Source organism: Hymenobacter sp. APR13, from assembly GCF_000737515.1.
Classification (GTDB): Bacteria; Bacteroidota; Bacteroidia; order Cytophagales; family Hymenobacteraceae; genus Hymenobacter.
Window position 1 is genome coordinate 4,545,518 of the sequence record NZ_CP006587.1, and the last position, 21,838, is coordinate 4,567,355.

The 21,838-nt window shown below is 62.6% G+C and carries 22 protein-coding genes; 5 read left to right on the forward strand and 17 right to left on the reverse strand.

Going from position 1 to position 21,838, the window contains the following annotated elements; genetic code table 11:
- Window positions 1-41: 41 nt before the first annotated feature.
- From arsS to N008_RS19115, 5 genes are all read right to left on the reverse strand, one after another.
- On the reverse strand, window positions 42-1,091 hold the full coding sequence (gene arsS / locus N008_RS19095) for an arsenosugar biosynthesis radical SAM (seleno)protein ArsS (protein WP_044017892.1): 1,050 nt from the start codon (window positions 1,089-1,091) through the stop codon (window positions 42-44).
- 127 nt (window positions 1,092-1,218) lie between these two features.
- Window positions 1,219-1,557: an arsenosugar biosynthesis-associated peroxidase-like protein gene (locus N008_RS19100; protein WP_044017893.1), complete on the reverse strand. Its 339-nt coding sequence runs from the start codon at window positions 1,555-1,557 to the stop codon at window positions 1,219-1,221.
- Between the two features lie 56 nt (window positions 1,558-1,613).
- Complete coding sequence (locus N008_RS19105; protein ID WP_044017894.1) at window positions 1,614-2,162, reverse strand: heme NO-binding domain-containing protein; 549 nt, start codon at window positions 2,160-2,162, stop codon at window positions 1,614-1,616.
- Window positions 2,163-2,289: 127 nt separating this feature from the next.
- Window positions 2,290-3,237: an anti-sigma factor domain-containing protein gene (locus tag N008_RS21965; protein ID WP_052381758.1), complete on the reverse strand. Its 948-nt coding sequence runs from the start codon at window positions 3,235-3,237 to the stop codon at window positions 2,290-2,292.
- 2 nt (window positions 3,238-3,239) lie between these two features.
- The gene (locus N008_RS19115) at window positions 3,240-3,803 is read right to left on the reverse strand and encodes an RNA polymerase sigma factor (RefSeq protein ID WP_231569748.1); all 564 of its coding nucleotides are present in this window, start codon (window positions 3,801-3,803) and stop codon (window positions 3,240-3,242) included.
- 216 nt (window positions 3,804-4,019) lie between these two features.
- Between N008_RS19115 and N008_RS19120 the strand changes: the two genes are divergently transcribed.
- Window positions 4,020-5,423, forward strand: a complete 1,404-nt coding sequence (locus tag N008_RS19120; protein WP_052381759.1) for an NAD-dependent succinate-semialdehyde dehydrogenase — start codon at window positions 4,020-4,022, stop codon at window positions 5,421-5,423.
- Window positions 5,424-5,536: 113 nt separating this feature from the next.
- On the opposite strand, the gene N008_RS19125 is transcribed toward N008_RS19120, so the two are convergent.
- The 4 genes from N008_RS19125 to N008_RS19140 form a co-directional block, all read right to left on the reverse strand.
- A complete protein-coding gene (locus tag N008_RS19125) occupies window positions 5,537-6,304 on the reverse strand; it encodes a YdcF family protein (RefSeq protein ID WP_044017895.1) in 768 nt (255 codons plus the stop codon).
- Between the two features lie 76 nt (window positions 6,305-6,380).
- Window positions 6,381-6,905, reverse strand: coding sequence for a GNAT family N-acetyltransferase (locus tag N008_RS19130; protein WP_044017896.1), 525 nt, complete (start codon window positions 6,903-6,905; stop codon window positions 6,381-6,383).
- A 197-nt stretch (window positions 6,906-7,102) separates the two neighbouring features.
- Window positions 7,103-7,459, reverse strand: coding sequence for a thioredoxin family protein (locus tag N008_RS19135; RefSeq protein ID WP_044017897.1), 357 nt, complete (start codon window positions 7,457-7,459; stop codon window positions 7,103-7,105).
- Window positions 7,460-7,623: 164 nt separating this feature from the next.
- Complete coding sequence (locus tag N008_RS19140) at window positions 7,624-9,396, reverse strand: DUF885 domain-containing protein (protein ID WP_044017898.1); 1,773 nt, start codon at window positions 9,394-9,396, stop codon at window positions 7,624-7,626.
- A 361-nt stretch (window positions 9,397-9,757) separates the two neighbouring features.
- Between N008_RS19140 and N008_RS19145 the strand changes: the two genes are divergently transcribed.
- Window positions 9,758-10,261, forward strand: a complete 504-nt coding sequence (locus tag N008_RS19145) for a hypothetical protein (protein WP_044017899.1) — start codon at window positions 9,758-9,760, stop codon at window positions 10,259-10,261.
- A gap of 100 nt (window positions 10,262-10,361) precedes the next feature.
- Here N008_RS19145 and N008_RS19150 read toward each other — a convergent pair whose 3' ends face one another.
- Window positions 10,362-10,847, reverse strand: coding sequence for a hypothetical protein (locus tag N008_RS19150; RefSeq protein ID WP_044017900.1), 486 nt, complete (start codon window positions 10,845-10,847; stop codon window positions 10,362-10,364).
- Between the two features lie 133 nt (window positions 10,848-10,980).
- On the opposite strand from N008_RS19150, the gene N008_RS23895 reads away from it, so the two are divergent.
- Window positions 10,981-12,414 carry a DNA/RNA non-specific endonuclease gene (locus tag N008_RS23895; protein WP_052381760.1) on the forward strand — a complete coding sequence of 478 codons (1,434 nt, stop codon included), beginning with the start codon at window positions 10,981-10,983 and terminating at the stop codon, window positions 12,412-12,414.
- Window positions 12,415-12,539: 125 nt separating this feature from the next.
- On the opposite strand, the gene N008_RS19160 is transcribed toward N008_RS23895, so the two are convergent.
- A complete protein-coding gene (locus tag N008_RS19160; protein WP_044017901.1) occupies window positions 12,540-13,364 on the reverse strand; it encodes an alpha/beta hydrolase in 825 nt (274 codons plus the stop codon).
- A gap of 305 nt (window positions 13,365-13,669) precedes the next feature.
- On the opposite strand from N008_RS19160, the gene N008_RS19165 reads away from it, so the two are divergent.
- Both N008_RS19165 and N008_RS19170 read left to right on the forward strand, forming a co-directional pair.
- On the forward strand, window positions 13,670-14,839 hold the full coding sequence (locus tag N008_RS19165; RefSeq protein WP_052381761.1) for an MFS transporter: 1,170 nt from the start codon (window positions 13,670-13,672) through the stop codon (window positions 14,837-14,839).
- A gap of 169 nt (window positions 14,840-15,008) precedes the next feature.
- On the forward strand, window positions 15,009-16,058 hold the full coding sequence (locus N008_RS19170; protein ID WP_044017903.1) for an AI-2E family transporter: 1,050 nt from the start codon (window positions 15,009-15,011) through the stop codon (window positions 16,056-16,058).
- A gap of 3 nt (window positions 16,059-16,061) precedes the next feature.
- Here N008_RS19170 and N008_RS19175 read toward each other — a convergent pair whose 3' ends face one another.
- From N008_RS19175 to N008_RS19200, 6 genes are all read right to left on the reverse strand, one after another.
- Window positions 16,062-17,666, reverse strand: coding sequence for a M28 family peptidase (locus N008_RS19175; protein ID WP_231569749.1), 1,605 nt, complete (start codon window positions 17,664-17,666; stop codon window positions 16,062-16,064).
- 34 nt (window positions 17,667-17,700) lie between these two features.
- Window positions 17,701-18,300: a hypothetical protein gene (locus N008_RS19180; RefSeq protein WP_044017905.1), complete on the reverse strand. Its 600-nt coding sequence runs from the start codon at window positions 18,298-18,300 to the stop codon at window positions 17,701-17,703.
- Window positions 18,301-18,444: 144 nt separating this feature from the next.
- Entirely contained in the window at window positions 18,445-19,332 is an 888-nt protein-coding gene (locus N008_RS24190; RefSeq protein WP_071884574.1) for a nuclease A inhibitor family protein, read from the reverse strand.
- A gap of 227 nt (window positions 19,333-19,559) precedes the next feature.
- Window positions 19,560-20,033 (reverse strand): transcription elongation factor GreA, encoded by a 474-nt coding sequence (greA, locus tag N008_RS19190; protein ID WP_044017906.1) that lies wholly within the window; start codon window positions 20,031-20,033, stop codon window positions 19,560-19,562.
- A 186-nt stretch (window positions 20,034-20,219) separates the two neighbouring features.
- A complete protein-coding gene (locus N008_RS19195) occupies window positions 20,220-21,161 on the reverse strand; it encodes an NAD(P)-dependent oxidoreductase (protein ID WP_044017907.1) in 942 nt (313 codons plus the stop codon).
- A 12-nt stretch (window positions 21,162-21,173) separates the two neighbouring features.
- Window positions 21,174-21,788: a hypothetical protein gene (locus tag N008_RS19200; RefSeq protein WP_044017908.1), complete on the reverse strand. Its 615-nt coding sequence runs from the start codon at window positions 21,786-21,788 to the stop codon at window positions 21,174-21,176.
- Between the last annotated feature and the right edge of the window lie 50 nt (window positions 21,789-21,838).

Consider the following 21,838-nt stretch of genomic DNA (forward strand, 5'->3'; position numbering starts at 1 on the left):
TTTAGTGGTGCGGTTTATGGCAGTTGCGCTGGCCGAAGTGGCTACGTGGTAGCGCCGCCGCAGCTGGAGCCCGCACCAGCCGTACAGCCGAAGCAATGCTGGTTTACCACGATGGCCCGGGCGTTCAGCGCCGCTTCGTCGAAGTCGCGGATGTGTTGGGGGGCGGTGGCGGCCACGGGCAGCTCCAGCATCTGGTTGAAGTCGCAGTCGTAAAGCAGCCCGTCCCAGCTCACGCTGAGCGTGCTGCGGCACATCACGTTTTCGGCCGCCGTGGGGTTGTAGGCGGCCACCAGCTTCTCCATGTAGCTTTCGTAGTTGCCGCTTTCCAGCAGATACTCCAGAAAACGGCTCACGGGCAGGTTGGTGATGGCCAGCAGGTTGTTGAACACGATGCCATGCTCGCGCAGCAGCCGCTGCTTAAACTCGCGTTCCAGCGACGCCTGGTTGCCGGGCAGAAACGCCCCCGACGGGTTGAACACCAGATCCAGCTGCAAACCCGAGCCTTCCACGCCGTAGCCTACCTGGTTCAGCATCTGCAAGGCCCGGATGGAACGCCCGAACACGCCTTCGCCACGCTGGGCATCGGTGCGGGCCGCCGAGAAGTGCGGCAACGACGACACCACCTGCACCCGGTGCTTGGCAAAGAACTCCGGCAAATCGTGGTACTTTTTGTTGGCCACGATGATGGTGAGGTTGCAGCGCACGATGGTCTGCCGGCCCAGGGCCGAAATCTGCTCCACCAGCCAGCGGAAGTCCGGGTTCATCTCCGGCGCTCCGCCCGTTAGGTCCACCACCTGGATGTCCGACTGCGCCAGCGCCGCTAGGCACTGCTGCATCGTTTCGCGGGTCATGATTTCGGTGCGGTCGGGCCCGGCGTCCACGTGGCAGTGCTTGCACACCTGGTTGCACATCTTACCCACGTTGATCTGCATCACGCGCAGGCTGGTCGGGCGCAGCGGCAGCAGGCCGGTTTCGCGCAGCTTGTGCGCAAAGGCCGGCAGGTGCGCCCCGGCGGCATCAGCCTGCGAAAGAACCGTCAGCTGGTAGCCAGTATCGGCCAATAGCGCGTGGCGCGCCTGGAGAGACTTCATAAATCGCTGATTTACGCTGATTGAATTGATTTCACTGATTACTGGTCACCAGAAACTGCTACTGAAAGGGCATAATATCTGACTGAAAAAATCAGCGAAATCACCTCAATCAGCGCAAATCAGCGATTCACATGGACAGCTCTTTGGCCTTGTTCATCATCTGCACGCCGTGCACCAGGGCGGCTCCGCCCTTGATGGCGGCGGCCACGTGCACTGCTTCCATCATCTGGGCTTCGTCGGCGCCTTTCTGCAGCGAGTCCGACGTGTAGGCGTCGATGCAGTACGGGCATTGCACGGCGTGGGCTACGGCCAGCGCAATCAGCGACTTTTCCCGCTCCGACAGGGCGCCGTCCTTGAACACCTCGGCATAGTAGGCAAAAAACTTGTTGCCCATCTCGGGCTGCCACTCGGTGATGTTGCCAAATTTGGCCAGGTCGGCTGGGTTGTAATAGGTTGACTTTTCCATGGAAAGAAGAAGAAACAGAGGGTGGTAGAAAGTGAATAGATGCGAGCAGGCCGTTGTCAGGCCGTTACTACGCGGCGGACCCGAATGCGAACCTGCTCGCCGTCCTCGCTGGTTTCGGGCTCCACCACGATGCGGTCGGCCTCGTCGTAGTAGGCGGCAATGCCGCGCACGATGCCCACGGCCAGCGCCCCCATCCGGCGTTTCGACACGTAGTTGATTTCCAGCTCGTCGGGCGAGAGGCGCGTGACCTGCAGCACGGGCGGGGCATTTTCGGCGTGTTCCTGCCGGACCTGCCGGTGCATGGTATTTTCGGTGTGCTCCAGCATATCCAGCGTGGTCCACTGGGGTTGCAGCAGCTTCTGGTACATGTACATCAGATCAGGCACCAGATACTCCCCGAATTTCTCGTGCAGCTCCTGCGCCGAGAGGCCGGTCATTTCGGCGGCTTGCCCGACCAATGCATACATATGCTCGTCGGGGTACACGTTCTTATGATCGAAATTGGTAGCGCTCAGGCCTGCCGCTTCCATCAGCCGCACCCACGTGCTGTGGTCGTACTGCGTTTGTACGTAGCGCTTCAGAAGCGTGAAAATGGTACCGTGCACTGCTGTAAAGTCTGGTGAAAAAAGATTTTCCAGTCTAAATAACACCAATCTGGCCAGAAACTATCTGGCAAAAAGAAGGCGTGAAGAAGTTTTCTTCCTCACGCCCTCTTATATCGTGCTGCGCAGCTTAGAGCATTTTGCCCAGCACCGTCATCGTAGAAAGGGTAGGCGAAACGCTACCACCAGCGTCTTCCACCGTCATGGCGAAGGCCTGGGCGCTGGCAATGTCCTTCATCTGCTGCAGGCTGTCGCCGGCGGCGGTGGTGGCAGCCAGCACACCGGCATCCACGGGCTTGCCGTTGTCGAGGGCCCAGAGCTGGTACTGCTTGCCAGCGGGCGGCGTGGGCAGGCTGCGCACATTCACGTACACGGCTTTAGTCGTGGGGTTGTAGAGCACCCGCGCTTTAGCGGAAGGCGCGGCCGGGGTGCCGGCCAGAATCACGCTCTGGTACTGCTCGTCGCGGAGCACGGCCAGCTCACGGTCCTGGGTGAGCAGGCGCTTTTCAGAGGCCTGCTGGGTGGCCGCGAAACGGGCCTGGTCGTTCTGGGCCGCAAACAGAGCCGTTTCCGTATTCTGCCAGCGGTTATAGAGCACGTAGTTGCCGGCCAAACTCAGGAGCAGGGCCACCGAGGCGGCCATCAGCCAGCCAAAGCCAGCGCGCGGCGCCGCCTCATACACCGGCTCGGGCGCACTCCCAATGGGCCGTACGACGGGCTCGTCCTTTCTTACAGGATCGGGCACGATGGGAGCCGTAGGCACACCCAGCGGAGCAGCCTCAGAAGTGGGAGCCGCAGCTACGGTGGGTGCGAAAGGCACCACTGGAGTTTCGTCGACAGAAGTGCTACGGATAGCTTGTTGCCAGCCTGCCAGCACCCGCTCCCGCATGGCGGGTGGCGGCGTAATGGCGTGGGCTTGCGCATACGCATCCAGGCCGCCAATAACGGCCTGCAACTCGTGTTGCACTGTCGGATGGGTGGCAGCCATCTGCTCTACCTGGGCCGCCTCGGCGGCAGAGAGTACGCCTAGCGCGTATTCTTCCAGAATGCCTGATTCGATATATTGCTGAATGTCCACGGCTATCGGATCAGTTTAGAGAGTACCTTGATAGCAGCGCGGGCGCGGGTTTTCACCGTGCCTAGCGGCAGATTCAGCTCGTCGGCTACTTCACTCTGGGTGTAGCCTCCGAAGTACAGCATATCAACGACCTGCTGTTGGTCAGGGGAGAGTTTTTTGGTCATTTCCTGCAAACCGATGTGCTCGGGCCGGAACGTGGGCGAAGCGGGCTCACGTACTGCGGCGCTGTCTTCAAGCGGCTGGGTACGAGTACCTACGCGGTACTGTCGGGAGCGGATTTTGTCGATGGCTAAATTCCGGCTCACGTTCATTACCCACGTAAACAGCCGGCCTTTGCTAGCATCGTAGGAGGAAAAAGAGTTCCAGATCTTGACCATGCTTTCCTGTAGCACGTCTTCGGCTTCTTCTTCCTTTTTAACGACGCGCATAATAACGCCGTAGAGGGCAGCCGAGTATCGGTCGTAGAATAGCGTCATGGCCGCCTCGTCCCGGTCGCGCAGACGCTGCACCAGCAGGTCTTCGCCATCGGCTATCGGGGGCATGGCTTCGGGGGGAATGACATTCACGGGCAATGGGATATAAGACGAGTGAGCAATGAAGCAAAGCTTACCGACAAGCGAAAGTACACTTCCCGGGCAATTGTTCGCGCTGGGCCGCCGGTAAATTTGCTATAGCTCCCGGCGGCGGCATGGCAACCTGCGTGCTACGGCTGCGTTTGCCTATAAGTTGTTCTGTGGCCGAGCCTTTCCGCCCGGCCGATTCTTTCTCTACCCACCTTTGTCATGCCCATTGAATCCCGTAACCCCTACACCGGCCGCGTAGAGCGCCGGTTTCGGGCGTTTTCCTGGTCGAAGACCGAGCGTATTCTCACCCAGAGCCACCGCGCCGCCGCCACGTGGCGCACTACGCCGTTTGCCGAACGCACCCGCCTCATGCACCGCGCCGCCGAACTGCTGCGCGAGCGGCAGGACGAGCTGGCCCGCCTCATGGCCGTGGAGATGGGCAAGCCGCTGGCCGACGGCCGTGCCGAAGCCCTGAAATGTGCCCTCTGCTGCGACTATTACGCCGAGCACGCCGAGCAGTTCCTGGCCGACGACATCATCAAGACCGAAGCGCAGCGCAGCTTCATCAGCCACGAGCCCATTGGGGTGGTGCTGGCCATTATGCCCTGGAACTTCCCGTTCTGGCAGGTGGTGCGTTTCGCGGCCCCGGCCCTGATGGCCGGCAACGTGGGCCTGCTCAAGCACGCCTCCAACGTGCCGCAGTGTGCGCTGGCGCTGGAAGAGATTTTCCACGATGCCGGCTTCCCGCCTGCCACGTTCCGCACGCTGCTCATCGGCTCCGACCTGATTGAGCCGCTCATTGCCGATGACCGGGTGCGGGCCGTAACGCTCACCGGCTCGGAAGCCGCCGGCGCCCAGGTGGCCGCCACGGCCGGGCGCTACATCAAAAAAACCGTGCTGGAGCTGGGCGGCTCCGACGCCTTCATTGTGCTGGCCGATGCCGACCTGGAGGTGGCCGCCAAAACAGCCGCGCAGGCCCGCATGATCAATGCCGGCCAGAGTTGCATTGCGGCCAAGCGCTTTATCGTGGAGAAGCCGGTATTGAAGGAGTTCATCTCGAAGATGAAGACCCACCTGCTGGCCTTCCGCCCCGGCGACCCGCTCTCCGAAGGCACCCAGTACGGCCCATTGGCCCGCCCCGACCTGGCCGACGAGCTGACCGAGCAGGTGAACGACTCGATTAAGCAGGGCGCCAAAGTGGAGCTGTACGGCGGCCAGAGTGAGCCCGGCACCGCCCTGTTCCGCCCCATGATTCTGAGCAACATCCGGGCCGGCCAGCGCGCCTACGACGAGGAGCTGTTTGGGCCGGTGGCGCTAGTGCTGGAAGCCAAAGACGCCGACGACGCCGTGCGCCTCGCCAACGACTCGCGCTTCGGCCTCGGCGGCTCCGTCTGGACGGCTGACGTGGCGCGCGGCGAGGCGCTGGCCCGGCGCGTGGAAGCCGGGGCCGTGTTCGTCAATAGCCTCGTGAAGTCGGCCCCGGAAATGCCGTTTGGTGGCGTGAAGAAGTCAGGCTACGGCCGTGAGCTGTCGTATCTGGGCATCCGGGAGTTCGTGAACCAGAAGTCCATCTGGATAGCCAAGGAAGAAAAGCCGGCGGCTGGTAAGAAGAAGGTGGAGTAGAAGCACGTCATGCAGAGGCGCAGCCGAAGCATCTCGCCAGTGTGGCAGAATTACTATACTGGCGAGATGCTTCGGCTGCGCCTCTGCATGACGTGCTATTCCCTCCTGCTACCTCACGCGTAGCCCAGCACCTTATACACCACGTACCCGCTGATTTCGTGCAGCAGCAGGCTCCAGCGGCTCAGAGCCTGCGGGTCGGGCATGAGCCAGTAGTCGGGGGTGGCGGCGCGGTCGGTGCTGAAGTAGCCGGCCGGGAAGGGCTGCGGGTGCAGGCCCACCTGCGCGAAGCAGCCCAGCGCCCGCCGTTGATGAAACGCCGACGTCACCAGAATGAGCGTGTCCAGCTCGGGGCGCGCCTGCGTGATGCGGCGCGTGAACAGGGCGTTTTCGCGGGTGTTGCGGCTCTGGTCTTCTTTGATAATGACCGAATCGGGCACGCCGGCCAGGTGCAGCAGCGTGATGAGGTCGGCGGCTTCGGTGTGGGCCTTGCGCAGCATGGCGCCCGAGCCGCCCGACACCAGAATGTGGCGCACACGCCCGGCCCGCCACAGCCACAGCGCGTTGGTGAGGCGGTCTGCGCCTTCGTGCAGGTACACCCGGTCGTGCGGCGACTTGTTGACGCTGGTGATGCCCGTGAGCAGCACGGCCGCGTCGGCGCGGGGCGGCAGCTGGCGCAGGCGCACCGGGGGCAGCTCCCAGGCCAGCAGCGCCTCATTGATCAGGCCGGGGTTGGTGAGCAGCAGCAGCAGCGCCAGCGTGGCCAGTAGCAGCTGGCGGCGACGGGCCGGCTGCCGCACCAGCACTGCCGCCAGCAGCAGCACTACCAGCCACACGGCCGGCGACAACAGAAAATCGAGGAGCTTGGAGAGAACGAAGAACACTGCGAAAAGCTAAAACCCGGCGCCGGAAGCTGGCCGCCAGTCCAAGCAAAGGTAGCCGCAATGCCGGAGGCACGTGTCAGTGGGCGGCACGCTCCCACTCAGCCTTCAGCACCGACATGATGATTTTGTCGTGAAACAGGCCGTTTCTCTTGCAGGCCTGGCGCATCCGGCCTTCTTCCACAAAGCCGGCTTTGGCGTAGGCTTTCCAGCCGCCGATGTTGGTTTCCGAAACCGTGAGCATGATCCGGTTTAGCTGCCGAACTGAAAAGCCCACGGCCAGCACCTGCCGAGTTACGGCAGTGCCGATGCCCCGCCCCCAGTGGTCTTTCTGCCCAATGAGGATGAAATACTCGGCCGACTGGTTGATGGCGGAGATGCCGGACAGCCCGGCATAGCCGATCAGCTCGTTGGTGTCGGGGAGGAAGATGCCCAGGTTGAGGCTTTTCTGATCCTGCAGCGTAGCCGCATACCACTCGTTGATCTGTTCGTCGGTATGCATGCGCTGGAAAGCCGACAGCGAGTACTTAATTACTTCCGGGTCGCGAATCCAGCGGTAGAAGCTGGCCACGTGTTCCTGCTGGAGGGGAGCTACTGTTATCATGCACTGCCTGCTGAGTGGGAGCCGTCGGGGCTCCGGGGGCCGCAAGTTCACAAAAAAGCCCGTTGTGCTCAGGCTAGCTGAGCACAACGGGCTTTTATTTATCTGCCGCTACGGCTACCGAAATAGCAGCAGCATGAGCAGCAGCGAAACGACCAAGGCTACAAGCGCCCACACGTCTTTGTGCAAGCGCAGCCCACTCATGAAGTCTGGGGCATGAATTCCTGCAGGCGCTGCAACATGCTCAGCACGTCAACTTCGGTGGTCAGCATGTCGCACTCCAGCAGGCGTCCCTGGCAGTACGAGACGAAGAACGGCGCTACTTTCTCCTGCATAATCTTTTTGGCGACCGGGTTTTCATCGGAATTCAGCCGCACAAACAAGATAGTCTTAAATTCCTCGTCATCCGAGAATTTTGCGAAAGGCGGAGCCAGCAGTTCACATGTATCACAGTTTTCCGATGTGAACTTGGCAAACACCTTCAGGTGTTCGTGCGTGAGCTGGCGCAGCTGCTCATCGTTTACATCATGCACCCGCTGTCGTTCAGCAACTTTCATACGGCAAAAAAGTGTGCGCTGCTCTCAGGCAGCACCAAGAATAGAAACAAGCAACTTCGAAGATACACCGCCCTGACAACATTACTGCCAACGCATACGAAAAAGCCGTCCCGGAAATTCCATTTCGAGACGGCTTTTTCATAATGAAACAGGCTGATAGTTGCTTAGGATTTCTTCAGCATCATGGCCCGGATGTAGCGCACCGGGGCGCTGCCGAAACTCAGGAATTGCTCGTGGAAGGACTTCAGGTCGAAGCCTTGGCCCTGCTCCTTCTTCAGCTCTTGGCGCAGGTCGTAGATTTCGGTGTAGCCGGTGAAGTACGAGCTGAGCTGCACCTGGCTGAGGGTGGCGCGGCGCCACTTGTTGCGGGCCTCGGCTTCTTCCTGGAACCCGTCGCGGCGGAGCATGGCCACGGTGGCGGCCTCGGAGGCGTTTTTCACGTGCACTTCGTGGTCGAGGATGGCGTTGAGCGTCACGCGCATATTCCACTTGTCCCACATCAGCCACATTTCATCGGTGTTGCCACCGTAGCCGCTTTCCAGCATCATGCGCTCGGCGTACACGGCCCACCCTTCAATCATGGCGCCATTGCCGAAGATGGACTTGATGAGCGAGGGGCTGCGGTTGGCGTACACGAGCTGCGTATAGTGGCCCGGAATGGCCTCGTGGATGTTGAGGATCTGCAGCGTGTAGGTGTTGTATTCGCGCAGGTAGCTCTGGGCCTGGGCGTCGGGCTGGCCGGTGAGAGGCTCCACGTTGTAGTAGGTGTTGGCGGCCTTGTCGTAGGGGCCGGGGGCCGAAATGCTGGCGCCCGCGCCGCTGCCGCGCATGTAGAGCGGCGTTTCGCGCACTACCAGCGGCTTGGTGGGGTCCTGGGTGAGCAGCTTGTGGTCATCTACCCACTTCACCAGCGTGGGCATCTGGTCTTTCACGGCCTGCACGAAACCGGCCGGCGTGGCGTGTTTTTCCGAAAGCTTGCCGATGACCTGCTGCACGGTAGCCAGCGAGTCGGTGGGTAGCGGCTGGCCCGGGAAGTATTTGGGGTAGAGGCGGGTGGCGCGCGTCTTCATGTCGCGCAGCAGCTCCTGCTTGTGCGTGAGGGCCTTTTCGTAGACCTGCCCGGCCGAGTAGGTGCTCTGGATGTCGTAGCTGAACTTGCGGGCGAACAGGTCCTGGCCCAGCCGGAAGCTGCGGAATTTGCCGGCCGGCAGCACCTCCGTTTTCAGAAACCGGAGGTAGTCCTCGATGCTCAGGCGCGTAGTAGCCAGCCGGTTGGCAAAGTCCTCCTTTTCGCGTGCCGACAGCCCCGAGCGGGCCACGGAATCTTCCAGGGCCTTGCCGAACACCTCCAGCCCTCCCTGGTTCTGCAGAATGGCCAGCTCGGTGTGCTCTTTGGTGGGCGTGCTGATGTTTTGCTCGGCAGCAGCGTAGTAGTCGGCGGCACGCGAGATTTTCAGGCTGATGGCCCGCAGCCGCCGATCCAGCGGCCAGTAGCGGCCGTTGAGGATTTCGCCCACCGAGGCCCCCAGGTTGTAGTTGGCCGGGTTCCACTGCCAGTCGCGCAGCGTGTCGGCGTAGAAGCCGCTGCTGCGCACGTAGTTCTGCATCAGGCGCCAGTCGGTCTGGTTGTTGACGCTCAGCTCCTCGGGCTTGAACGTGGCCAACTCGGTGGCGCGGCGCCGCAGGGCCTTGGCCTCGGTGCGGCGGCGGCCTTCGTTGGGCACCACCAGCAGCGAGTCGTAGCGGTGGTAGCCGGCGCCGCTGGCCCACTCGGGGTTGTAGTACCAGAGCGAGTCAATGAAGCGTGACTTGTAGCGCTCAAACGCCGCATCGGGCTGAGCATCGGCCTCGGCCGTTTTGCGCCCCGGCGAGTCGGAGCAGGCGGCCAGGGAAGCAGCGGCCGCCAACGTGGCAGCCAGGAGTAGCGGGTGTTTCATGTGGCAAAGAGGTTGAAGCGGCAAGGTAGCGGGCAAGGACGGGGTTTGGTGCGGGGCGTTGCGCCACCTGCCAATGTACCAGATTGCGCCCCGTGTCCTACACGCCGCGTTTCCACCCGTGCAGCTTACGCTTCCACCTGTGCGGATCGTATTTCCACCCGTGCGGATTACGTTTCTACCTATGCGGATTTCATTTCCATCCATGCAGCTTACGTTTCCACCCGTACGGACCACGTTTCCACCTACACGCAGCCTGATTTCACCCGTACTGGCAGAAGGGCACTTATACTGCCCGCTTCTGGCCCTACGTTTGCACCCGGCGGCCGGCTTCCTTTCTTATCCTTCGGTTTTCTGCTTTCCCATGCGTTTCTTCTATCTGCTGCTCCTGCCGCTGCTGCTCGCTCTCCCGGCCCGCGCCCAGTCCGTTGCCCGCCTCGATGTCGCCAACGGCTTCCGGGGGCTCACCTTTGGCTCGCCGCTCACCGAAGCGCTTCACCTGAACCTGGTGCAGGATAAAGGCGACGAGAAAATATACGAGCGGCTGGACGAGCAGCTGCGCGTGGGCAGCTTCACGGCGGCGCGCATTCACTACAAGTTTTTCCGGGGGCAGTTTGCGGCCGTCACCATCATCGTGAAGGGCGCCGCCGATGCCCAGAAGGTGCGCCCCACGTTCGAGGCCCTCTACGGGCCCGGCCGCCTGCAGGGCTTCAGCTGCAAGTGGCAGGGCGCACTGGTGGCCCTCTCCTGCGCCTCCCTCGCCGACGACCAGACCATTCTGGCCATGAGCAGCGTGCCCCTGGCCGCCCAGATGCAGCAGGCCAAAGTGCCCGTCGGCACCACCAAGCTCAAAACCAAGCAGAAGTAGAAGCCCGCCTGCCTGTGGCACGGACTTCAGTCCGTAGCCCGCACTCTACCCATGGACAGCAGGGGTCTACGGACTGAAGTCCGTGCCACGGCGAAGCTTCCTACTGCGGTGCGGCCGAGGTGGTGTAGCGGATAGTGCCGCCCAGCTGCTGCCCAATGGCTGCCAGTTCTTCCCATTCGGCATTGTCGCCGCCACGGCAGCGCGCTCGTTGGTTGATTTCAGGGTAGCCCTCGTTCTGATACACGGCATAGGCCCGCACCATCAGCGTCCGGCCTTCCACCATACCCGCTATCCGTATCCTTGAGCTGCGCACCTCCAGCGGATACGTGGCCAGCGTCAGCAGCTCCGGGCTGCTGTGCTCGATGGCGTAGCCGCGCACGGCCAGTACCTGCGCCAGCCGTCGCCAAATCACCATGGGAGCATCGGTCAGCTCTATCACCATGGTATCGTGCTCTTTGGTGGCCGTGGCTTCCAGCACGGACCCACGGGCAGGAGCAGGCACTTTCACCGGCGCAGGGCGGGTCTGGGCGTGGGCTAGTGGCGCGGCACCGGCCAGTAGCAGCAGGCAGCATAGTTTTTTCAGCATCGGAAAGGAAATAAAAGGATTCACGTAGTTTTCAGACCGATTCGCGGGACAATCGCCCTGCCCTCGTTCCCGGACCGGGCGGGTGTCAAACTTCGCGCCACTCCTCGTTTCTCTACCGCCCTATTCTGCTGCTATGCGCCTTTTTCCGCTGCTTCTGCTCCCACTATTGGCCTGCTCGCAGGCGCCCGTCGAGACGACCCGCCCGCCGCTGCCCGAGGGGCCGCCGGCCATTCCGGTGGAGTCGGGCGGCCGCTGCGTAGCCCAGGCGGGCACTGCCTTTCCCGAAACTTTCGAGGCCGGCAGCAAAGGCGCCTACACCGCCGCCACCGAGCCGCTGGGCACAGGGCTGTGGTATTTTGAAGACGCCCTGATCGGCTCGTCGGAACAGGACCACAAGCACGGCGAGCACGCCGCCCGCCTGCGCGGCAAGGGCCGGCTGCGCATGAACTTCGATGCGCCGGCCGGCGTGCGCACCATCCGGGTCAGCAGCGCGCTGTATGGGCAGGACGCCGCCGCCACCTGGGAGCTGTGGGGCAGCGTGGACGGCGGCCGCACGTTCCGGCGCATCGGGCAGCCAGTGCGCGTGCAAAGCCCGCGCCTGCTCAGCACCACCTTCCAGGCCGGCCCTACGCCCGCGCCGCTGCGCCTGGAAATCCGCAAAACCGACGGCGGCTCCGGCCGCCTCAACATCGACGACATTGCCCTGGAAGCCGCTGGCGGCGCGGCAGTGGCAGGCGGCAGCGTGGCCACCACTCCACAACCCACCACTCCGCAACCCACCAACCCAAACCAGGCCGTAGTGGTCGGCCGCGACGATAACATGGCCCTGGGCAACCCCAGCGGCGCCACCGCCGACGCCAGCAACCCCACCAATTACCTGCTCACCAAACCGCAGTTCACCATCGGCTACAACGCCCAGCGCGGCACGCCCACGTGGGTGAGCTGGCACCTCAACCGCGCCTGGATGGGCGCGGCCCCGCGCCAGGACGACTTCCGCCCCGACCCGGCTCTGCCGCGGCAGTTCTACGCCGTCACGCGCAATAGCTACTCCGGCTCCGGCTTCGACAAAGGCCACAACTGCCCCAGCGCCGACCGCACCACCGACCTCGACGACAACTCGGCCACCTTCCTGATGACCAATATGATTCCGCAGGCGGCCAACAACAACCAGCGCACCTGGGGCAACCTCGAGGAATGGACCCGCGCCCAGGTGCAGCGCGGGCAGGAAGTGTACGTGGTGATGGGCTGCTACGGCAAAGGCGGCACCGGCCTCAACGGCCTGAAAACCACCATCGACCAGGGCCGCGTGACGGTGCCGGCCCGCGTCTGGAAGCTGCTGGTGCTGCTGCCCGAAGGCACCAACGACCTGCAGCGCATTGCCGCCGGCCAGGCCCGCATCCTCGCCATCGACACCCCCAACGACCAGGCCGTAGACCCCGACTGGAGCCGCTACCGCGTGAGCGTGGACGCCCTGGAAGCCGCCACCGGCCTCGACCTGCTCAGCAAGCTCCCCCTGGAAGCCCAAACCCGCCTGCAGAAAACGGTGGATACGGGTCCGGTGCGGTAAAAAACTGTACTGCGAAAGTCCGTTTCGCGACGAGCGAAGCGAGTATCCGGCACCACGCCCTATGTGCTGGCGCGTAGGAACTCGCTTTGCTCGTCGCGAAACGGACTTTCGCGGTACGGGGCGCGCTACTGGCTCAGAAACCGCAGCACGGCCGCGGCATACAGGTCGCCGTAGTTGCCGGGTTTTGAAGTCAGGGCCATCAGGCCGCCGCCGTGGGCTCCCTCGAAGGTGAGTAGCTCGCGGCGCTGGCGGCGGCGAGCAGTCTGCACGATGCGGGTGGAGTCGGCCAGCGGCGTGTTTACGTCCTGGATGCCGGCTACCAGCAGCATCGGGCACTGTATGCGCGGCAGCAGCTGCGGATACTGCACCGCCTCGGCCGGCAAAGTCACGACTTTGTTCTTTGCCTGCTTAATGGCGGCCACCAGCTGAGTGGGGTCGGCCACGTAGCCTTCCCCGATCAGGAAATCCGGCTTGTCGGTGGCTGCCACATGGGTGGCCATGATGGTGCCCATCGAGAAGCCGAAGATGCCCGTGCGGGTGCCCGGGTACTGCTGGCGGGCGTAGCGGAATGCGGCGCGCAGGTCGGTGGCAAACTCGGCATAGTACAGCCGTTGCTGGTCGATAGCAAAGTCGGAGCTGTGGCCGAAGCCGCGGTAATCGAAGAGCAACACCCGGTAGCCCACATTGGCCAGCATCCGGGCGTGATAGAGCAGCTGGCCCATATTGCCGGCGTCGCCCTCGGCCACTACGATGGTTGTGTGCTGGTCGGTGCCGCCCTGGGGCTCGATGATCCAGCTGTTGAGTTGCGCGTGGTCGGGCGTTTCGATGCGTACCGTGCGGTACGGCAGCCTCAGCGAGTCGGGCGTGTAGGCATAGTCGCGGCTGGGGCGCAGGGCCCAGGCGGGCAAGATAGTCAGCAGGCAGAAGGCCAAGAATAGGTAGCGTTTCATAGGTAGCAGTGAGATTGATGAGATGAGTTGCAAGCTAAGGCCCGGACCGGGAACTAACAGCGCAAGAAAGTGCTTTTCAGCCATCCTCCTGCTGATAGGCGGAGGCGGGCAGCCAGCTGGCGGCACCCCGATACCGAAAGCTCGCGCAACTTCCTGATTGGGTGGTATCTTTGTGGCGGCGCCGCCCCGGCGCTGCTACTGCCCCTGCCCTGCCTCTCCCGCCCATCAACTCCTGTCCGCAGGGGTTAATGGGCTTTTTTGTGGCCGATGGGGCTGGTTTTCTTTTGATTTTTCTGCCTGTTTCTATGCTTACGCTTCGTTTGCCGCTTGCTGTTTCCCGCCCGCCCCGCCAGGTTTACCGGGTGGCCGTGGGGGTCCTGTTTTTCCTGATGGGCCTCACGTTTTCCACCTGGGCGTCGCGCATTCCCACCATTCAGCAGCAGCTGGGCATTTCGGAAGCCCGGCTGGGGCTGCTGCTGCTGGCGGCACCGGTAGGCTCCATGGCTTCGCTGCCGGTGGCGGGGTGGCTGGTGGCGCGGCTGGGCAGCCGTCGGGTGGTGCTGGGCGGCATTGTGGGCTACGCGCTGGGCTTGGTGGCGCTGGGGCTGGCGCAGTCGGTGCCGCTGCTGGTGGCGGGGCTGGTGCTGTTTGGCTTCGTGTCCAACCTGTCTAATATTGCCGTCAACACCCAGGCGGTCGGCGTAGAGCAGTTGCACCGCAAGTCCATCATGGCCTCGTTTCACGGGCTCTGGAGTTTGGCCGGTTTTGCTGGGGCGGCGCTGGGGGCTCTCATGATTGGCCAGCAGGTGGCCCCGCTGCCGCACTTCGTGCTGGTGGCTGTGCTGGTGGTGGCGGGCGTAGCAGTTTGCAGCACCTCCATCCGCCCCCGCGACGCCAGCCTCGGCGCCGACGTGAAGGTGCCCCTGTTCGCGCTGCCCGACAAGTCGCTGCTGTTGCTGGGGGTGCTGGCGTTCTGCTCCATGATTTGCGAGGGCGCCATGTTCGACTGGAGCGGGGTGTATTTCCGCAAGGTGGTGCACGCCGAGGCCGCCTGGGTGGGCGCCGGCTACACGGCCTTCATGTGCACCATGGCCGGTGGCCGCTTCATTGCCGACGGCTTCGCGCACCGCTACGGGCTGCGTCGCACGCTGCAGCTAAGCGGTTTGCTCACGGCTACCGGCCTGCTGCTGTCGGTGGCGCTGCCGGCCCTGCCCACGGCTATTCTGGGCTTTCTGCTGGTGGGGTTTGGGGTGTCGTCGGTGGTGCCGCTGGTGTATGGCGCGGCGGGCCGCTCCACCACCATGCCGGCCAGCGTGGCGCTGGCGGCCGTGTCCACGGTCGGGTTCCTGGGGTTTCTGTTCGGGCCGCCGCTGATTGGTATTGTGGCCGGCTTCACCAGCCTGCGGGTGTCGTTTTCCATCATTGCCGGCCTGGGCCTTTGCGTGGCGGCGCTGGCTAGTCGGGTGAAGGGGTGATGAAGTGATGAGGTGAACCGTGACAAGTAACAAGTGACAGGTAAACGGTGATACGTGTAGGGCGGTACACTGGGCGCGGCCGGCAGCGGACGGTCATTGGAAGGCAACGGCCTCTCAATGACCGTTTTTTTATGGTATACTGTCCTGTTCACCGCCCATTCCTGCCGCCATGTCGCACTCCATCTACACTCCCCGGCAGCAATACGTGCTGCTGATTGTCTGCCTGCTGGTGCTGGCGGGGCTGGTGCTGTTTGGGCTGGGCAGCTACATCACCGGGCTGTTCGGGGCGGGCATCCTGTACGTGGTGCTGCGGCCGTGGTGGGCGGCGCTGGTGCACCGCCGCCACTGGAACCGGCAGCTGGCCAGCGCCACGCTGCTGACGTTTGCGCTGGTAGTCATCATCCTGCCCTTCACGGCCCTGACCCTGATGCTCGTCAACCGGCTGCAGTTCTACGCCGTGCACACCGATACCACCCAGCTCATGGCCGTGCTGCACGCCTTCGAGCGCCGCATCGGCGTCAGTTTCACGGCCGACCAGAACGTGCAGACGCTGATCCGGCAGGGCCTGGGCTGGTTCAGCCAGCGGCTGCCTTCGCTGGCCAGCGGGCTGCTGCACTTCGCCATCGTCATCGGCCTGATGCTGTTCACGCTCTACTTCATGTTTGTGCAGGAAGAAGGGTTTCTGCACGGCCTGCGCCGCTACCTGCCCTTCCGCGACACAACGCTGCGCGAGCTGGGCGAGGCCCTGCGCAACAACGTGCACGCCAACGTGCTCGGCCAGGCCCTGATTTCGCTGGTGCAGGCCATCCTGACGGGTCTGCTGCTCTGGGTGTTTAAGGTGCCCGACGCCCTGTTTTGGGGCATGGTATCGTTTTTTATGGCCTTCATCCCGGTGCTGGGCACCCCGCTGGTGTGGGTGCCGGCGGCGCTGGTCAAGCTGGCGCAGGGCCACACCGGGCAGGGCGTGGGCATTCTGCTGCTGGGTCTGGTGGTGGTGATGAACATCGACAACCTGCTGCGCATCGTGCTGGCCCGCCGCATCGGCGACATCCACCCGCTCGTCACGCTGGTAGGCGTGATTCTGGGGGTGGAAATTTTCGGCATCCTCGGCCTGGTTATCGGGCCGCTGCTGCTCTCCTACTTCATGGTGCTGATGCGCGTGTTTGAGCGCGAAAACCGCCACCGGCCCGCTCCCGCCGACGCTGCGGCCCAGCCGTAGCCACTACTTCGCAAACCGCTCCCCAAAGAAATTGCCGGGGCTCCAGGTGGGCCGCTGCGGGTTGTTGGCCACCAGATAGCCCACCAGAAAATTCAGCTGGGCGTAGGTTTTGCCCGCCTCGAAGTCGAACTGACCGTTGATGTCGTCCTGGGGCTTGTGGTACGTAACGGCGCGCCACTTCTGCACTTGCTCGCTGAGGTTGTTGCGGCCATCGGCCGTTTTGTTGCCGTACTTGATGTGCAGCGCCGGAATACCCTGCGTCACGAAACTGTACTGGTCGGAGCGGATGAAGCGGTTCTGGGCTGGCTCGGGGTCGGCTTCCACCGTGAGGCCCAGCGCCCGCGCCGCCTCCGCCACCGGCGCGGCCAGCGTGGAGTTTTCGGCCCCCAGCGCCACCACCGACAGCAGCGGCGCAATGATGGTCGGCATGTCGGTATTGACGTTGGCCACCAGCTTTTCGCGGGGCACGGTGGGGTTGCGGGCAAAGTACGCCGAGCCCAGCAGGCCCATCTCCTCCCCCGTCACCACCGTCAGCAGCACCGAGCGTTTCGGCCGCTGCTTGGGCTTCAGCTGCTGATACACGCCGGCAATTTCCAGTAGCGTCGTTACGCCGGTAGCATTATCGTGGGCGCCGTTGTAAATGGAGTCGCCGGCCACGGGGGCACCCACGCCGAGGTGGTCGAGGTGGGCGGTGTGCACCACGTACTCCTGCCGCAGCTGCGGGTCGGCGCCTTCAATTTTACCGACGACATTGTAGCTGGTCACGTCCTGGTAGCGGCTGCGCTGGGTGGCGACCAGGCGCGGCAGCAGCGCCACAGAAGCAGATTTGCCGGCCCGCAACGCCGCCATGGCTTGCGTGGTATCGACAGCGGCTCCCGCAAACAGCCGCTGCAGCGTGGCCGCGCTGATGGAGCCCGCCACCTGAATCTGCGGCTGGAAGCTGCGCGACACTGCCACTTTTCCGTCGGCCCCCAGCACGCTCACGAGGCCTTTGGGCGGGTCGGGCAGCTTCGTGGTGGCTTTGGGCGCGGCCAGCAGCACGCCTACGGCCCCGTGGCGGGCGGCGGTTTGCAGCACGGTCAGCAGGTCGGTGTTGTAAAGGCGCACGGCGTCGGGGAAATGCGTGGGCTCCAGCCGCGTCACTACTACCACCTTGCCCCGGGCATCGAGGCCGGCGTAGTCGTCATACCCTAGCTCAGGCGCGCTGATGCCGAAGCCGGCGAAAACCAGCCCGGCTTCCACGGCCGTTTCCGGCTGCTCGGGGTTGGGATATAGCGTGAAGTCAGTGCCATAGGCCAGCGCGCTGGCCGGGCCGGCCGGTGTCAGTCGCAACGTGGCCCCGGCTTCCGTGATGGCGCGCCGCAGCTGCACGGTTTGCAGGAAGGTGCCGTTTTCGCCGGCTGGCTGCACGCCGCGCTGCTGCAACTGCGCTACCACGTAGTCAACGGCCATTTTGTAGCCCGGTGTGCCCGGTTGCCGTCCGCGCAGCTGGTCGTCGGCGAGGTACTGCACGTGGGCCTTGAACCCGGCCGGACTGATGCTGCTTAGGGGCTTGCGGAGGGGCTTGGGTGGTTGCTGGGCGAAAGCCGAAAAACCTGGCAGCAACATGCCAACTCCTAGTAAGATGTTCCGAGATTTCATGTCAATTGCCCTTTCTGTAACGGGGCGAAACCCACCCTTCCGGCACCCGGCGCGAGCCTTTGCTGTCAAATGATGTGAAGCTTTTGCCTTGTAGCTCCACCTTGTTTTTGATGAAGTAATGATAAACACAGGCCGTGTCCTGCGGCTGACTCAAGGTAAATTCAATGGTCCTCCCCTCCATCACCGAATCTCCATCCAGCACCGTTGGCACTTGATAATTGATGCAATCCAGCCAGCCGTTAGGAAAGTACTCGATGATATAAGGAAACCGGCGGCCCTTGGTGTAGTAGGCATCTGATTGCAGCTCACCAGCCTTAGTGAGGCGCCGCCAATGGCCGTACGGAATGTACGTATGTGTCTTGCCAGGTCCGGGTTCCACACGCAGCGGCCCTTCATCGTAGTTGGTGCGCCAAACAGTACAATAGGCCTTATGGATTTTGTCCACTGTGTCACCTTTGGCCAGCGTGGCTTTCTCCTGTTTAGTCAGGTGGCGGCGGTATCCGCCGTCCTGCCAATTCTCCGGCAATTTGATGTGCTGGAGCGTAAGGATGGTAAACGCTACTATAACGGTGGTTATAATTCCGATTTTCAGTTCTTCCATATCAACTAGTTGTGAAATACAGCTAAGTCAATTTAGCTCCTCAGAACGGCAGGCCGTAACGCGCATTGGATAGTTCGCGCTACGGCCCGACAATTCTTGAGGCAAACCGCTGCTCAACAGCAGTCAACTGCTCTAATCAATCTATTACGTTTCCGTCAGCACGGTTTTGAAGCCGGCCAGCTTGCCGCTGGCGGTGCGGCCGAGGGCATAGGCCTGCACCTGCGGGCCGGTGCCCACGCGGTACACCTTCACGTCCTGCAGCTCCTGCTTCAGGTACATCTGCAGGGCCTTGAAGCGGTTAGCCTGGGCCGGGTCGCCGAGCACGCCGTCGTCGGCGGTGTGGTTACGCAGGAACAGGGTCAGCTCTTGGGCTTCCACTTTGGTGCCAGCTTCGGCCCCTACAGCTTGCAGCAGCGCCGCATCGGTCAGCGGGCCGGCCGGCGCGTCGTAGCTCACCGGCTCCAGCGCCGCATCCGACTCACTTAGGAACAGCAGCCCTTTCGTGAGCTGCTGCAGCTGCGCCGTAGTGCCATCGGCCGGGGCGGCGTCGGTGGCGGAAGCTGCTGGCTCGTTAGCTGCGGCGGTTTCGCGGCCACCTTTGGTGTCCAAGGCATCTACGGTACGGCTACCAGCGGCGGTAGGTACCTGCGCGGCAATGGCGGCGGCCAGCTCCTGCATCCGGTCTTCGGCCACCTTGATTTTGGGGTTGGCGAAGTTCATGTCCGCCACCTTGTTCATCGGAATCAGGTGAATGTGGGCGTGCGGCACCTCCAGCCCGATAACGGCCACCCCAATCCGACGGCACGGCACGGCCGCCTGCACGCCCTTGGCCACGCGCTGCGCAAACAGGTGCAGGGCCGCCAGCTCCTCGGCCGGCATATCGAAGATGTAGTCGATTTCGCGCTTCGGAATCACCAGCGTGTGGCCTTCCACCAGCGGCGTGATGTCGAGAAACGCCAGATGCTGGTCGTCCTCGGCTACTTTATACGCGGGCAGCTCGCCCGATACAATACGCGAGAAAATGGAAGCCATTGGTGATTTTGGTGATGGGGTGATGGGGTGATGAGGTGAACCGTGACAGGTTACAAGTAACAAGGGCCTTTTGTCAGTCAGGCCAAAGTAAGGCAAAAAGCCAGACGGCGAAGCAAGATGCTTCGCCGTCTGGCTTTCTACGAGTTGATGGCGGGGCGGTTCACTTGTAACCTGTGACCTGTAACCTGTCACAGTTCACCTCATCACCCCATTACTTCATCACCTGATTACCGACTGATTTCCAGAATCTCGAACTGCAGCTTGCCGGCGGGCACGGTAATCTCAGCCTTGTCGCCGGCCGACTTGCCCAGCAGGCCTTTGCCGATGGGCGACTTCACGGAGATTTTGCCGGCGGCCAGGTTGGCTTCTTCCTCGGCCACCAGGGTGTAGTCGAGCACCGCGTTATTTTTCAGGTTCTTGAGCTTCACCTTGCTCATGATGAGCACTTTAGTGAGGTCGAGGCCGGCTTCGTCGAGGATGCGGGCGTTGCCGACCACTTCTTCGAGCTTCGAGATTTTCAGTTCCAGCAGACCCTGGGCTTCCTTGGCGGCGTCATACTCCGCGTTTTCGCTCAGGTCGCCTTTGTCGCGAGCTTCGCGCAGCGCTTCGGCAGCCTCAGAGCGGCCACGGATTTTGAGGTCCTGCAGTTCGTCCTTGAGTTTCTGAAGGCCTTCGGCGGTATAATAGTTGATGGTGGCCATGGGAGGGTGATGGTAAGCTAAAAAACAAGGAGAACGGCCGGCACTGCCGACCGTTCTCCAACACGGGTTCATGGCAAATATACGAATCTGCGGGAAAAGAAGCCACCCCTCAATGATGAGGTCGCGCCTACTGGCCGTCCGGGCCGGCGCGTCAGCGGTTGGGCCAGAGCCCGCTAGCCAGCCAGCCTAGCGACCTAAAAAGGCCGCAATTTTGCCCGCCAGCACCTCGTTGATGCGCTGGTAGCTCTGGTAGCTCCAGCCGCCCACGTGCGGCGAAAGCACGACGTTGGGCGCCGCCGCCAGGTACGCAAACCGGGCCTGCTGCCCGGCGTTCAGGGTCGTGAGCTTCTCGTTTTCCAGCACGTCGAGGCCGGCGCCGCGCACCTGGCCGGTTTGCAGGCGCTGCACCAGCGCCGCGTGGTCGAGCACCTCACCACGGGCCGTGTTGAGCAGCCAGATGGCGTTGCGGAAACCCGCCAGCAGCTCCTCGTTCACAAAGTGGTGGTTGGCCGCCGAGTACGGAATGTGCAAGCTCAGCACCTCGGCCCGGTCCTGCAGCTCGGCTAAGCTCACCAGTGTGGCGTGGGCGTCAGGCAGCACGGCCGGGTCGTGGTCGTGGGCCAGCACCGTGCAGCCAAACGCCTGCAGGCGGCGCGCAAAGGCCCGGCCCATGTGACCGTAGCCGAGCAGGCCAATGGTCTTGCCCCCAATTTCCTCGCCCCGGTTGGCCTCGCGGCGCCACTGCCCGGCCCGCACCTCGTGGTCGGCGCGGGCAATGTTGCGAAACAGCGCCAGCAGCAGCCCTACGGCATATTCGCCCACCGCGTCGCGGTTGCCTTCGGGCGCGTTGAGCAGCGTAACGCCCGTCGCCGTCAGCGCCGCCTCGTCGATGTTATCGACGCCGGCGCCGGCGCGGGCCACGTAGCGCAGCTGCGGGCCGTGGCCGAGCAGCTCGGCCGTTACGCGCAGCTTGGAGCGCACCATCATGCCCTCGTAGGGATGGGCGGCCAACGCGGCGGGCACTTCGGCCACGCTCAGGTCGGGCCGGTAGTGCAGCGTCACCCCGATTTCCTGCATCAGGTCGGGCAGGCTGGGGTGCATTTCGTCGATGACGAGGCAGAGGGACATAGTTGTAAATTCCTATCGAGCCGGCGCCGACTCTTCAAACTCACCGGCTGCCAACGACATTGCCTCCACAGATGTGGCTTCACACGTCATCGTGTACCCTTCTGTACGGCCAGCAAACACGAATTTCAGTGGCAAAGCACCGTTGCTGGCTTTCAGATACGTGTACCAGTTACCCATCTGGTGTTTGGCGTAATGTTCTGGGTCTACACGCAGTTTCGGCGAAAAGTAATAGACGATGGAATTCCCATCGGAGTCTACCTGCAACGTCTGGCACTCATATCCAGCAATTACAGCCGTTTCCTTTAGATGTTTAACTACAACATCAGAGCCGCCTTTATCTGCATTTGTTATTGTGCCCTTGCCATTTAGAAAAAAAGTAGACAGGTTGGTATCGCCTTTATACAACTGTAGCAACTGCTTTTTATCGGTATACGACTTGTAGTTATTGCCACTGATATAATACAGGTTTTCGTAACCAAGCACCGGGCCTAGCTTGTCGGTAATGTCCTGGCCTGCCAGCGTAGCAAACGAGTTGCGATACACTATTTTACCAGAAAACCAGGGCCCGATGGCCGCCATTGTAAGTATGCATAGCAAGAATGCGCCAGCTAGAAGTAGTTTTTTCATTGGAGAGCAGGGTAGATAAAAAAGGTGGTAAATGACTGAAACCAGCCGGC